The sequence below is a fragment of the Acidithiobacillus sp. IBUN Pt1247-S3 genome (genome assembly GCF_041146875.1).
Classification (GTDB): Bacteria; Pseudomonadota; Gammaproteobacteria; order Acidithiobacillales; family Acidithiobacillaceae; genus Igneacidithiobacillus.
The window spans coordinates 1-11426 of the sequence record NZ_JBFRXP010000033.1 but is presented as its reverse complement, the minus strand read 5'-3'; the positions used below and the strand labels follow the sequence as shown (position 1 = coordinate 11426).

The 11426-nt window shown below is 57.0% G+C and carries 14 protein-coding genes and 1 pseudogene; 7 read left to right on the top strand and 8 right to left on the bottom strand.

Annotated features, from left to right (window positions below):
- The first annotated feature begins 317 nt into the window (after window positions 1–317).
- Window positions 318–617 carry a hypothetical protein gene (locus AB4090_RS14270; protein ID WP_369574556.1) on the top strand — a complete coding sequence of 100 codons (300 nt, stop codon included), beginning with the start codon at window positions 318–320 and terminating at the stop codon, window positions 615–617.
- Between the two features lie 35 nt (window positions 618–652).
- Here AB4090_RS14270 and AB4090_RS14265 read toward each other — a convergent pair whose 3' ends face one another.
- Entirely contained in the window at window positions 653–982 is a 330-nt protein-coding gene (locus tag AB4090_RS14265; RefSeq protein WP_369574555.1) for a 4a-hydroxytetrahydrobiopterin dehydratase, read from the bottom strand.
- A gap of 61 nt (window positions 983–1043) precedes the next feature.
- Here AB4090_RS14265 and AB4090_RS14260 point away from each other — a divergent pair, with 61 nt between their 5' ends.
- A complete protein-coding gene (locus tag AB4090_RS14260) occupies window positions 1044–1697 on the top strand; it encodes an epoxyqueuosine reductase QueH (protein ID WP_369574554.1) in 654 nt (217 codons plus the stop codon).
- Here AB4090_RS14260 and AB4090_RS14255 read toward each other — a convergent pair.
- The 4 genes from AB4090_RS14255 to AB4090_RS14240 all read right to left on the bottom strand — a co-directional run bounded on the left by AB4090_RS14255 (window position 1679) and on the right by AB4090_RS14240 (window position 4244).
- The gene (locus AB4090_RS14255; protein ID WP_369574553.1) at window positions 1679–2245 is read right to left on the bottom strand and encodes a hypothetical protein; all 567 of its coding nucleotides are present in this window, start codon (window positions 2243–2245) and stop codon (window positions 1679–1681) included. The genes AB4090_RS14260 and AB4090_RS14255 overlap by 19 nt on opposite strands.
- The gene (gene ampD / locus AB4090_RS14250) at window positions 2245–2793 is read right to left on the bottom strand and encodes a 1,6-anhydro-N-acetylmuramyl-L-alanine amidase AmpD (RefSeq protein WP_369574552.1); all 549 of its coding nucleotides are present in this window, start codon (window positions 2791–2793) and stop codon (window positions 2245–2247) included. Before ampD ends, AB4090_RS14255 begins: the two co-directional genes overlap by 1 nt.
- Window positions 2790–3125, bottom strand: a complete 336-nt coding sequence (locus tag AB4090_RS14245; RefSeq protein ID WP_369574551.1) for a thioredoxin family protein — start codon at window positions 3123–3125, stop codon at window positions 2790–2792. Before AB4090_RS14245 ends, ampD begins: the two co-directional genes overlap by 4 nt.
- Before the next feature lie 201 nt (window positions 3126–3326).
- On the bottom strand, window positions 3327–4244 hold the full coding sequence (locus tag AB4090_RS14240; protein WP_369574550.1) for a LysR family transcriptional regulator: 918 nt from the start codon (window positions 4242–4244) through the stop codon (window positions 3327–3329).
- 110 nt (window positions 4245–4354) lie between these two features.
- Here AB4090_RS14240 and AB4090_RS14235 point away from each other — a divergent pair, with 110 nt between their 5' ends.
- The 4 genes from AB4090_RS14235 (at window position 4355) to AB4090_RS14220 (ending at window position 7699) form a co-directional block, all read left to right on the top strand.
- On the top strand, window positions 4355–5533 hold the full coding sequence (locus tag AB4090_RS14235) for a TDT family transporter (protein WP_369574549.1): 1179 nt from the start codon (window positions 4355–4357) through the stop codon (window positions 5531–5533).
- A gap of 91 nt (window positions 5534–5624) precedes the next feature.
- Window positions 5625–6914 (top strand): OprD family outer membrane porin, encoded by a 1290-nt coding sequence (locus AB4090_RS14230; RefSeq protein WP_369574548.1) that lies wholly within the window; start codon window positions 5625–5627, stop codon window positions 6912–6914.
- A 239-nt stretch (window positions 6915–7153) separates the two neighbouring features.
- Window positions 7154–7441: a hypothetical protein gene (locus tag AB4090_RS14225; RefSeq protein WP_369574547.1), complete on the top strand. Its 288-nt coding sequence runs from the start codon at window positions 7154–7156 to the stop codon at window positions 7439–7441.
- A gap of 48 nt (window positions 7442–7489) precedes the next feature.
- Window positions 7490–7699 carry a molybdopterin-binding protein gene (locus AB4090_RS14220; protein WP_369574546.1) on the top strand — a complete coding sequence of 70 codons (210 nt, stop codon included), beginning with the start codon at window positions 7490–7492 and terminating at the stop codon, window positions 7697–7699.
- Window positions 7700–7868: 169 nt separating this feature from the next.
- Here AB4090_RS14220 and AB4090_RS14215 read toward each other — a convergent pair whose 3' ends face one another.
- Both AB4090_RS14215 and AB4090_RS14210 read right to left on the bottom strand, forming a co-directional pair.
- Entirely contained in the window at window positions 7869–8567 is a 699-nt protein-coding gene (locus AB4090_RS14215; protein ID WP_369574545.1) for a M48 family metallopeptidase, read from the bottom strand.
- 10 nt (window positions 8568–8577) lie between these two features.
- Window positions 8578–10110: a 2-isopropylmalate synthase gene (locus tag AB4090_RS14210; protein WP_369574544.1), complete on the bottom strand. Its 1533-nt coding sequence runs from the start codon at window positions 10108–10110 to the stop codon at window positions 8578–8580.
- A 203-nt stretch (window positions 10111–10313) separates the two neighbouring features.
- Here AB4090_RS14210 and AB4090_RS14205 point away from each other — a divergent pair, with 203 nt between their 5' ends.
- On the top strand, window positions 10314–10535 hold the full coding sequence (locus tag AB4090_RS14205; RefSeq protein ID WP_369574543.1) for a YqaE/Pmp3 family membrane protein: 222 nt from the start codon (window positions 10314–10316) through the stop codon (window positions 10533–10535).
- Window positions 10536–10571: 36 nt separating this feature from the next.
- Here the strand turns inward: AB4090_RS14205 and AB4090_RS14200 are convergent.
- Window positions 10572–11426, bottom strand: a pseudogene (locus tag AB4090_RS14200) (hypothetical protein); the annotation flags it as partial.

Genomic DNA, 11426 nt, shown 5'->3' with positions numbered 1-11426 from the left:
CCAAGGCCAAATTCCAGGAATATCTGAAGCAGGTCGAGCAAGGGAACGTGGAATACCTCTACAACCCCGAACTCGCGACGAACCAGAACATCAATATGAAGCACGCCTGATTTTCACCACCTGCATGAGAAAAAGCCCCGCCTGTTTGGCGGGGCTTTTCTTTTTCAAGGGTGCGCGCGGCGTTATTCTATCCCTCCATGCAAAGCTTCAATGGCCGCAGACACAGAAAAGGACTCCCGCACCAGGGCGGTTTCCGGTATGCTCTACCGCTGAATCGTCAACCGATCCGTATATCTGCTTACGACAGGAGGAGTACCGTGGATAATCAGGCTCTCAATGCCCGCTGTGTCGAGCTCTTTCAAAACGCCAACGTCAAGCTGCGCATGTGGAACGCGCGCATGTTCTGGCAGGTAGGCGATCTCTTCAACGCCCCGATGGACCAACTAAAGCAGCCTAAAGTTGATCTCTGTGAGTTGGAAGTGATGCTCTCCACCGCCGCCCTGACCGGCTCTCAGTGCGCCGCCGACCTCGATAAGAAAGAGCCAGGCCGTGCGGGCTTCATTCAGCGCCAAGTACGCGAGGGAATGCGCCCCCTGCTGCGGCCCGCCAGCCACTGAGCGGATCGCACCGAGCGGGGCACCTGCAACCCCGCTCAATCCAAGAGCTTCATTACCGCGCGTGCGCAGATGAGGTCATTTGGGGTGACACCGCCGAGCGCATGGGTGCTGTAGCGTACTAAGCAGGTATTGTAGGAAACCTGCAGGTCCGGGTGGTGATTCTCGCGATGCGCAATCCAGGCTAGCGCGTTTACAAAGGCCATAGTTTCGTAAAAATTGCGAAACTGAAAGCGCCGCTCCAAGCCCTGGTCCTGCAAGATCCATTCGGGCAAATCACGCAAGGCAGCAACAATCTCTGCTTCTGTCGATAACGCTACACCACCTTCACATGCGCGACAGGTACCGGGTCGTAGATCACTAGGCATTTCGCCTCTCCAAGACAAAAACTGTTATCATCCAGTGTAGTTGAGTCCTTGGAGTCTTGTCGTGGCAAAGAAGCCCCCTGCCCCTCTATGTACCCCCGATGGCAGCGAGCAGGTGCTGCTGCATTCTTGTTGTGCGCCTTGTGCCGGGCCGGTCATGGCCGACATTCAGCAAGCAGGAATTGACATTACTATTCTCTTCTACAATCCCAATATCCATCCCCAAGCAGAATATGAGCTGCGCAAGGAAGAGAACATTCGCTATGCCGAAAAGCTTGGCCTGTCCTTCATCGACCTCGATTATGACAAAGACAACTGGTTTGAGCGGGCGAAGGGGCTGGAATGGGAGCCGGAACGTGGCGAACGCTGCACAGCCTGTTTCGACATGCGTTTTGAGCGCTCGGCTCTATATGCGGTGGAACATGGCTTCACCGTCTTTACCAGCACCCTGGGTATCTCCCGCTGGAAAGACATGGCGCAAATCAACGGCTGTGGCCAACGTGCCGCCGCTCGTTATCCCGAACTGCAATACTGGGACTACAACTGGCGCAAGGGCGGTGGCAGCCAACGCATGATCGAGATTGCCAAGGACGAGCAGTTTTATCAGCAGGAATACTGCGGCTGCGTCTATTCCCTGCGCGACAGCAATCTGCACCGCATTGCCCAGGGGCGCGAGAAAATTGTTCGCGGGGTCAAATTCTACGGGCGCGACGACTGAGCCATGGGCATCCACAGGCGGTAACGATCGCCAGGGCCCTGGAGTTCCAGCAGGGGGTAGCGCGCGCGGATGCCATTACGCTTGCACCAAGACGATAGGGCGCTGTACCCCTTCCAACTGGCAATGGCGCTATTGGCTTGCAAATCCACTGCGGCGACGCGCTGTTCTGGCCACTGGCCGAGTTGCCACCCGCGGGGAACTGAGCTTGGCACCGTCGACAATAAGGCTCCTAATCGCGCCTCTACTCGATTGTTTTTGCCCTGCATGCCACTCTCTTTTTCGATCAGCGTCAGGGTGGAACCCTTTCGCCAATCGGCCGGCAGCTCCTTGAGCCACTTCTCGCGCTGGTGATCAAGCCCGGCATAGCTGCCGTCATATTCGCGGTAAACATAATGCAAGGCCGGGCTGGTGATTTCCTGCACCGAAGCCCGCGAAAACACGCCCAGCCACCATAGCGTAAAGAGCAAAAAGACCAGGAAGACCAAAAAGGGGCCACCCCAACCACGCCGCCAATCCCGCTTTGGGCGGGCTCTCTCGACACTATCCATCACGGCAATCCTTGCCACAGCCGTGGCCAATCGAAATAGGGGCCGGGATCCCATTTTCTCCCCGGGGCAATGTCCGAATGGCCGGCAATGGCGCGCCGGTCGAGTTGCGGAAAATGGCTCCAAAGATCAGGAATTAACCCCTGTAGCGCCGCATATTGCGCCTCAGCGAAGGGTTGCGTCGCGCTGCCTTCGATCTCGATACCGACACTGAAATCATTGCAACGCTCTCTTCCCTGCCAAACCGATACGCCGGCATGCCAGGCGCGGCGATCCACGGGCACATGCTGCCAGATCCGCCCGTCGCGTTCGATGAAAAAATGCGCGGAAACGCGCAGCTCGCGTAGTTGTTCGTAGTAGGGGTGCATAGCGAAATCCAGTTTGCCCTGAAAGAAGCGCGGCACCTCGCCGCTACCAAATTCCTCCGGTGGCAGACTGATGGCGTGCAACACGAGCAAGTCGACACTAATACCCGCCGGGCGTTCGTCCTGATACGGGGATGGGGCGCACTGCGCGCGCCGCAGCCAAGCCCCCTCCCAGAGCAAAGTCATGGCGCCTCTTCCGGCGGCAGATCGGCATGCGCGGCAAGCCAAGGGTCAAGGGCCGAGAGCAGCGCTTCTACTTGCATTGGCCGCTGGTAGCGGCCATCGCGAAAGACAAAGAGCGCTGGCAGATGAAAGACCTCAAATTCCTGTGCCAGCCCCATCTCGATTCCCGCATCCGCCTCCCAAACCCGGAGATCATCTCGACGCCTCTCCCATTCTCCTAGCAGACGACGCCAAATCTTGCAGCTATGGCAACCGGCCGAGCTAAAAAAGAGGACGATCCAGCCCCGCTCTTGCGCCATGCGCTGCCAGAAGCCCAATTCCGAAACTCTATCCACGCTCAATTCACCGGCAAGAAAAATGGATGGTCACCCACGAGATCATTCATGCGACCAGTATAGCATCCATGCCCTGGCCGGTCAGAGTTGTTCGGTGAGGGTGTTAGCGTTTCTCTGCTTTGGTGAGTTCCTCATGTTTGGGACGATTATTGTGGAGGCTTAGATCGGCGAGAAAGCGCTGATAGCGGCGGATCATGGTGCTCACCACTGTCTAACCTCGGACGCTCGCCCCGCCGCCAAGATTTGCCGCAGAACACCCAAGAAGGCCTGGGTAGCGGGATTGGCGTCGCGCCGGTAGAGCAGGGAAAAGCGTTGAATGATGGCCGGCTCCAGATCGCGGGCGATCAACCCGTCATTGCGCCCCTGGGCAAAACGGGAACTGAAGCCCAGGCCCAGCCCGGCCCGCACGGCCTCCCGCACGGCCGCCAGACCGCTCATTTCGTAGTGCAGGGGCAGGTGTAATCCAGCCCCGCGGGTGGCCTGGAGCACGGCATCGCGGACCCCGGAGCCGGCCTCCCGCCAGACTAAGTCTACGTCAGTCAAGTCCGTCAGGGGGAGGGGAACGTCCTCCGCCGCCCAGGGGTGGTCCGGCGGTAGGAGCAAGACGATCTCCGTTTCTAACAGGGTTTCTTGGAGCCAAAACTCTCCCGTTGGGGGCGCCAGCCCGTCTTCCACAAAAATCAGATCAAAGCCCTCGCGCAGTTGGCGGGCCTGTCGGCTGTTCACCGCGCTCACTTGCAAGTGGATGGCCGGGTGCTCGCGGTGGAATTGGCCCAGTACTTGGGGCAATAAGATCTCTGCGTTGCTCTGGCTGGCGGCAATGTGCAGGGTGCCATGGAGCAGTTGGGCACTCCCCTCGCAAAGGCTTTCCGCCTCGGCGAGGGTGCTTTCCAAGCGTTCGCCCAGGCGCCACAAGGCGACCCCCATGGGTGTCGGCACAATACCGCGCTGCCCACGATGGTACAGGGGTTCACCCACACGTTCCTGTAATTGTTTGAGTCGGTGGGAGATGGCGGGCTGGGTGAGAAAGAGTTTTTCGGCAGCCAGGTGCAGGTTGCCGCTGCGCGCGGCCTGGGCCCAGATCAGAAGGAGGGCGGGATCGAGTCGGTGGTTGGCCATGGGGTTCCAGAAATGAAAATAAATAATTTCAGAAGTAATTATAAAGCATTGGATTTAATATCTGCAAAAACATAACCTGCGTCCAAGACCACAGTATCGAGGCATCTCCCATGGGTTTTCTCACGGCCGTTCCCAACCAGGATCCCCGCCAGATCGTCCGCCACTTCACCCCAAACTGGTTTGCCGCCAACATGGGCACGGGCATCTTGGCGCTGATGTTAGCGCTCTTTCCCTACGGGCATTGGGGGCAGAAGCTCCTGGCCCAGGGGCTGTGGGGCATCAACTGTGCCTTTTTTGTGCTCTTCAGCCTGCTCTTTCTGGGCCGGGCGCTGTTTTACCCCAACAGCTTTCGCCGCCTCTTTGAGCACCCGGTACAGTCCCTGTTTCTTGGGGCCATCCCCATGGGTTTGGCCACCATCATCAATGGTTTTCTGATCATCTGGCCCACCAATGCCGGCACAGTCGCCTGGGCCTTGGGCCTGTGGTGGGTGGATGTGTTGCTCGCAGTCACCTCCGTCTTGCTGGTCCCCTTTTTCATGTTTACCCGCCATGCCCACAGCATGGAGCGGATGACCGCCGCTTGGCTCTTGCCCATTGTGCCGCCAGAGGTGACGGCCGCCAGTGGTGGGCTGGTGGCGCCCCATGTGGGCATCGCCATGGCGCAGACCATCGTCTACCTGAGTTATATCTTGTGGGGTATTTCGGTCCTGCTGGCCATGGGCGTGCTGGCCATCCTCCTGCTGCGCCTTACCCTGCACAAACTGCCCCATCAGGACATGGCGGTTTCTGCCTGGCTGCCCCTGGGGCCACTAGGGACCGGGGCCATGGCCATGATTACCCTGGGCAACGCCGACCCGGCCATTTTTGCTGGGAGTCTCGCGGATATGGCACATTTTGCAGAACTGGCGGGGGTGATGGTCGCGCTGTTGCTTTGGGGCTTTGGCCTGTGGTGGATGCTGATGGCGATCTTTTTCACCCTGCGCTACCTGCGTGAGGGGCTGCCCTTCAACATGGGCTGGTGGGGCTTCACCTTCCCCCTGGGGGTCTTCAATTCCGCGACCTATTTGCTGGCGGATAAGACCGGGTTCTGGCTCTTCCTGCCCCTAGGTGCCGCGTTCACCGTTCTACTGGCGTTTTTCTGGGTGCTGGTCACCCGCAAGAGCTTTGCCGGGATGTGGTCTGGGCAATTGTTTCGCGCCCCTTGTCTTTCTGAAGAAACGGGTCTGCCGCAAACGTGCGGGGATACCCCCGCTGGGCGCCCTGATCTGATCAGCACCCTGCGCCAATAAAGGTCAGCCGGTACCGTCCCGGTTTTTTGCGGGGCCCCGACGGCTCGGGGGGCGCTCGGCCCAAAACCTACCCTATTGAAGGAGGTATATCATGAAAAAAAGCGCTTTGTCCGTGATCGTATTGGCGGCTTTGGCGAGTCTCCCAGCCGTCGCCCAAGCCGAAAGCCTGGAGCAGTATTTTCTTGCAGGAAAAGTTAGCGGCGATATTCGTTCCTACTACTTCAACCAATTTTTTGCGGGCTCCAGTGTGCCCAATCGCTATGCCTATTCCCTGGGCGGCATGATCAAGGCGCAGACCGCTCCCCTTGCCGGAGTCAGCGCGGCGGTAGCCTTTTATACGGCCAATGCCTTGGGGGCCAATGATCTCATCGCCCCCGATTATGTCCGGCTGGACCCTTTGCTCATGGGACCGAAGGAATCCCTGAATGTGCTTGGACAGGCTTACCTACAATACCAAGATCGTTGGGCAAAACTACAAGTGGGCAACATTCTTCTCAACACGCCCTGGATGAATGGTGCCGACGCCTTCATGATTCCCAACACCTATCAGGGGGTGAGTATCACCGTACACCCTCTGCCCTATGTATCCCTCATGGGAATTCGCCAATTTCGCTACAAAAATCGCATACAGAGTGACTATCATCGAGAGACCTTGCTCAATGAGAATCCGGATTACAGCTATCTGCCAGACAATAGCAATGGCACCTTGGCGTTTGGCGCGCAGGCCCACTACGATGGGGTCTCCGCCAACGCCTGGTTCTATCGCTTTTACGATCTTGCCAATCTGCTGTATGCTACGGCCGGCTACAAGACCCCGGTATTGCTTGGTCACTTTCAACCCTTCGCAGACTTTCAGTATGCGCGTGAGTGGGCAGACGGTAATGCCTTGGCTGGCCCTATAAATGCCAACGTATATGGCGGCATGCTGGGCTTAAAAGCACGCTACGCTGGTGTGCACGGTCAGATTTTCGCTGCTTATGATCATATAACGCAACGCAGGATTACCCTTCCCACTGGCAAGGTCCTGGACAACGGTGGCTTCATATCACCCTATTCGCAGCAATACAGTGCCGACCCACTATATACGAGCATCATGGACTATGGCTTGATCAGTTCCGCCTCGGGTGGTCATGCCTGGAAATTTGGTTTGGTAGTTTTTCCGATCCATAACCTGCGCATCAAATACTCCTATAGTCTTTATCACACAGGGCCTTTTTTGCCGAATGTTGCGGCAAACTACATTGATGTGACCTATACGCCAGGTTGTTTTTGGAAGGGTTTGTCTCTGCGTAATCGTCTAGCCATAGATCATAGCAATCCCTTTGCCGATTACAAGGGCACATTCATTGATGACCGGTTGATGTTGCAATATAGCTTTTAAGCTTACAAAAACTCCTCCTCCGCGTGGCAGCGCGATGGCTTTGACCGATTAACATCGGTCTTTTTTTTGCCATTTTTCCATGAGATTTTTCACTCACTCGACGCTTCCTGCGCAGAAATTATTTTCGATTATTTTCATAGTTAGGTAATAGCATTGGAATAACATCATGGGTTATCAGAAGATCTTTTTCACGGAGCGCATAGGGCGTCCGTTTATTTTCCAATAAAGGAGTGTTCCCGATGAAGCGTAAAATCAGCAAGAAATCCTTGTTATTGACGGTTGCTGTTCTGGTAGTGCTCGTCCCCTTGCTTGCTCGGGCGGACATCACCGTAACAGCTCCGCAAGATCTGCCAGACCCTCTATTTACGCACCCCACCCCCATGGCTTGGCACCCGCGAGGGGAAAATCGTGGCAAAAAGACCGCCAATGATTGCATGGTAAAGGCCCCGTCACAGCAAAAATCTCAGGCGCCTGTAGTTGCTGACAACGATGCGCAAACCGGTGCTTTACCCAAGAAGCCGCAGTAAGATATCTTCTCTGCCAAATATTGGCGAGCCCTAAGGGAGATATTAGGCATGGAAACCAGCATTCGGAATCAGGTCGCGGGTACGGTATTGGAGATTGTGGAAGACAAGGTCATGAGCGAAGTGATCATTCAGACGGCTGCGGGCAAGATGACTTCCGTCATTACCACGCGCAGTGTCCGGGACATGGGGCTCAAAGTTGGCGATGACGTCTCGGCCATTATCAAGGCGACCAACGTTTCCATCGGGAAATCGGCCTAGGGAGCGAGCGGAAGGCCTTTCTGCAGCCTTCCGCGTCTCTAGCATACGGCTTCGCGCTGGACCGTAGGAGAAGTCGCAGCAAGGAGAGCCGAGGCACGCCGATTTATCTAAGTAGGCTTCGATGTAAAGCCCGCGAGCGCCCTCCGAAAACCCCGATACCCGAGGGAACTCAGCTATCTCGCTGCTGCAACGCACGTTCCAGCTCGCGCCAATAGGGCAGATGGGATTCCAGCAGGGCATAAAAGCGGGCGTTGTGCTGACGCTCGAGCAGATGAGCGCATTCATGCGCCACCACATATTCAATACAATCCAGGGGCTCTTCGATCAATGCCAAACGAAACCAGAGCCGTCTTGCCGTGGTGTTACAAGTCCCCCAGCGGGTACGCATACGCCGTATGCCCCAATCGGCAACCTGGACTCCCAATTTCTTTTCCCAGCGGCTGATCAAATCGGGTAAGAGCCTTTGCAGTTCACGTCGCTGCCAACGCTGCACTAGCAATTCTTCCGCGCTACGGGGGGTGCCCTCCGGTAGATGCAGCAAGAGCAAGTCGCTTTGCAATTCCACCCGCGCTCGACCGACAACCGCTTTGTGCTGCACCCGATACGCTTTGCCCAGATGAAAAAAGAGCGCCTCGGCTCTCCGCAGGCTGGATTGCTGAACTTGCCGTCGCCGTTCTTGAATCCAGGCGAAACGCTCCTCGACCGCACGGCGGATGAAAAATTCCGGAAGATACCAAGGGCAGGCGATCCAGACATCGCCGTCGGCATCCAGGCGAATGCACAGGGTTTTGCGTCGCTGCCGCTGGTAATAACAAGAAAGCCCGGCCACCTGAAGTAGTCGAGCTTTCTGCTGCCGTTTATCTGGCATTCGGACGTGCTTACAGTTGTGGATGGAAGCCGCTGGGCGCCTGAATCCGGTTCAACGCCGACACATACGCCTTGGTACTGGCGACCACAATGTCGGTGTCGGAACCGAGGCCGTTGACCACCCGCCCGTCTGCGGCCTGTAAGCGCACCGTCACCTCACCTTGGGCATCGGTACCAGTAGTAATCGCGTTTACCGAGTAGAGCAAAAGCTGTGCACCGCTTCTCACAATTTCCTCGATAGCCTGGAAGGCCGCATCCACCGGTCCGCCGCGGGTAACGGCCGCGGTCTTGGCAACGCCGTCCACCCACAGCTCCACCTTGGCCTCGGGATGCGTTCCCATTTCCGAACACACACGCAAATAGCCAAGCCGGTAGCGGTCCTGACTACCCTGCTGCGCGTCCTCGTTGACCAGGGCCTGCAAGTCTTCGTCAAAGATTTCCGCCTTGCGGTCAGCCAAATCTTTGAAGCGGGCGAAGACCTGATTCAAAGCCTCACCATCGAGCTTGATCCCCAGGCTCTCCAAACGCGCGCGCACCGCCGCACGGCCCGACAATTTGCCCAAGGTCATACGATTTGCCGACCAACCCACGTCTTCCGCACGCATGATTTCGTAGGTCTCGCGATGCTTCAAGACCCCGTCCTGATGAATACCCGACTCATGGGCGAAGGCATTGGCGCCAACAATCGCCTTGTTGGGCTGCACCGGAAAACCGGTAATTGTCGACACCAGCTTGCTGGTCGCCACAATCTGCTGCGTATCGATGCGGGTGTCACAGGCGAAGACGTCGCTGCGAGTACGCACCGCCATGACGATTTCCTCCAATGCCGCATTCCCGGCGCGCTCGCCCAGGCCATTGATGGTACATTCCACTTGACGCGCTCCATGCATGACTGCCGACAAGGAATTAGCCACCGCCAAGCCAAGATCATTATGACAATGCACCGAAAAGATCGCTTGGTCGCTGTTGGGGATGCGTTCCCGCAAATTGCCAATCAACCGCCCAAAGCGATCGGGTAAATTGTAGCCGACAGTATCGGGAATGTTGATGGTGCGCGCGCCAGCCGCAATAGCGGCCTCAATCACTTGGCAGAGGAAATCTTCTTCGGAGCGTCCGGCATCCTCCGGCGAGAACTCGACGTCATCACAGAGGCTGCGCGCCAGTTTTACCGCCGCTATCGCGCGCTCCAAAACCTCGTCCGGGCGCATGCGCAACTTCGCCTGCATATGGATGGGGCTGGTGGCGATAAAGGTGTGGATGCGCCCGGCTGCGGCTGGCTGCAGGGCTTCTCCAACACGGCGAATATCCTCCTCGCGCGCCCGAGCGAGCCCACAGATGCGACATTCCCGAATGGTTTCGGCGATTGCGCGCACGGCGGCAAAATCACCGGGACTCGCTGCCGGGAAACCCGCCTCGATCACATCAACGCGAAGGCGCTCCAGTGATTTGGCAATGCGGATTTTCTCATCGCGGGTCATGGCAGCGCCTGGGGATTGCTCACCGTCGCGCAAGGTCGTATCAAAAATGATCAATTGTTGGTGCATAGTAAGCCCTTCCTGTTGCAGGAATCTCTCGTTGGGGTTGGGAAAAGCAAGACCGAGAAGGTCGGAAGGAATCGTTTTAGCCCCAGCGGGGCAGCAGACGCAGCGACGCGAAACCTGCGGAAAGGGTCGCGAGAGGAGAGAATCGGGGCTGCGGAGTGTTCATGGGCGCAAGGATAGACAAAAACCGGCATTGGTGCAAATGTATGGGCACACCAACCAATTTTCAGGGAGTTTTCATGCGCCTCTTGCTCGCCATCCTCATCCCTTGGCTGCAATTTTTTACCATCGGCCGTCCCTTCGCAGGGATCATCTGTCTACTATTGCAGATCACTCTGATCGGCTGGGTTCCTGCTGCCATCTGGTCGGTCTATGCCCTCAGTCAGTATGAAACTGACAAAAAAATCCGGCGGTTGACGGGTAACTAAGGCCCACACAAGGATTGAGGAGGAGAGGCTCGACACCTATTGGCCCAAAAGATTGCGCTCCACGACTACCTCAGAGTAGGCATCGCCCATAGCCACACAACGGGTCTGCCTACCCCAAAAGCCGTCCTTGCTACGGTTTACCTGGTGGTAAAAATCCAGGGTGAGATCTGGCCGGGTAGTGATGTCTGCGGTGTAGAGCAGATTCATCAAAGACGCCGCAACCCCAACCATGAGATAGTCCACCGGATGGTCCGCCGTTCCAAATTGCCGCAGATGCCCGAGAGACTCATAGGGGAACCAGGCCCGTAGGATGAGGCGTTCATTGGGCACAATCTCGTGAATCCGCCAGAGTCCCCAGCCCAGGGCATTGATACAGGCAACGATCCCGGATAACCAATCCTCACGGCAGTGCAGTTGCGGAACGATCAACTGATACCAGGGATCCGAGCGCATGATGCCACCCATGGTATTGAAACCACAGATATGCCCTGCCTCGATGAGGAGCGTGCTGGCAAGCTCCCGCCCTTGCAGATGTCCGAAGCGGTTCTTGTAGTAGAAAAGCGAAGGATACTCATACCACAGCATTTCCCCGAGATAGCGATGGGTACGCATGGCATCCGCGAGGTGTTCCTCGAAGCGGAAAGAAATGAGATTGTAGTAATCGGCATAATGACGGGTGAGATAGACGCCAAAGGCGGGGATAAGACCTTCCTCGTTGCCGTACAACGGTAACGTTCCCACCGCTGCAATAATGGCGTCTTCGTCAATGTGCAGGCCGATGCTGCGCGGGGGTACCGCCTCCTGGTTCGGCAAAGATGGTGGTGCCGCAGACGAGAGCACAGCCAGCACGGAAGTCTCCACAGGGCGCAACACGAAATCTGTGTACTCGCC

What these genes read in the sequence shown, in the direction of transcription:
- AB4090_RS14255 (WP_369574553.1), bottom strand. Translation starts at nt 2,245, where the DNA reads ATGGATAGTGTCGAGAGAGCCCGCCCAAAGCGGGATTGGCGGCGTGGT.
- AB4090_RS14220 (WP_369574546.1), top strand. Translation starts at nt 7,490, where the DNA reads ATGGAAACCAGCATTCGGAATCAGGTCGCGGGTACGGTATTGGAGATT.
- ampD (WP_369574552.1), bottom strand. Translation starts at nt 2,793, where the DNA reads ATGACTTTGCTCTGGGAGGGGGCTTGGCTGCGGCGCGCGCAGTGCGCC.
- AB4090_RS14215 (WP_369574545.1), bottom strand. Translation starts at nt 8,567, where the DNA reads ATGCCAGATAAACGGCAGCAGAAAGCTCGACTACTTCAGGTGGCCGGG.
- AB4090_RS14225 (WP_369574547.1), top strand. Translation starts at nt 7,154, where the DNA reads ATGAAGCGTAAAATCAGCAAGAAATCCTTGTTATTGACGGTTGCTGTT.
- AB4090_RS14240 (WP_369574550.1), bottom strand. Translation starts at nt 4,244, where the DNA reads ATGGCCAACCACCGACTCGATCCCGCCCTCCTTCTGATCTGGGCCCAG.
- AB4090_RS14235 (WP_369574549.1), top strand. Translation starts at nt 4,355, where the DNA reads ATGGGTTTTCTCACGGCCGTTCCCAACCAGGATCCCCGCCAGATCGTC.
- AB4090_RS14265 (WP_369574555.1), bottom strand. Translation starts at nt 982, where the DNA reads ATGCCTAGTGATCTACGACCCGGTACCTGTCGCGCATGTGAAGGTGGT.
- AB4090_RS14230 (WP_369574548.1), top strand. Translation starts at nt 5,625, where the DNA reads ATGAAAAAAAGCGCTTTGTCCGTGATCGTATTGGCGGCTTTGGCGAGT.
- AB4090_RS14205 (WP_369574543.1), top strand. Translation starts at nt 10,314, where the DNA reads ATGGGCACACCAACCAATTTTCAGGGAGTTTTCATGCGCCTCTTGCTC.
- AB4090_RS14210 (WP_369574544.1), bottom strand. Translation starts at nt 10,110, where the DNA reads ATGCACCAACAATTGATCATTTTTGATACGACCTTGCGCGACGGTGAG.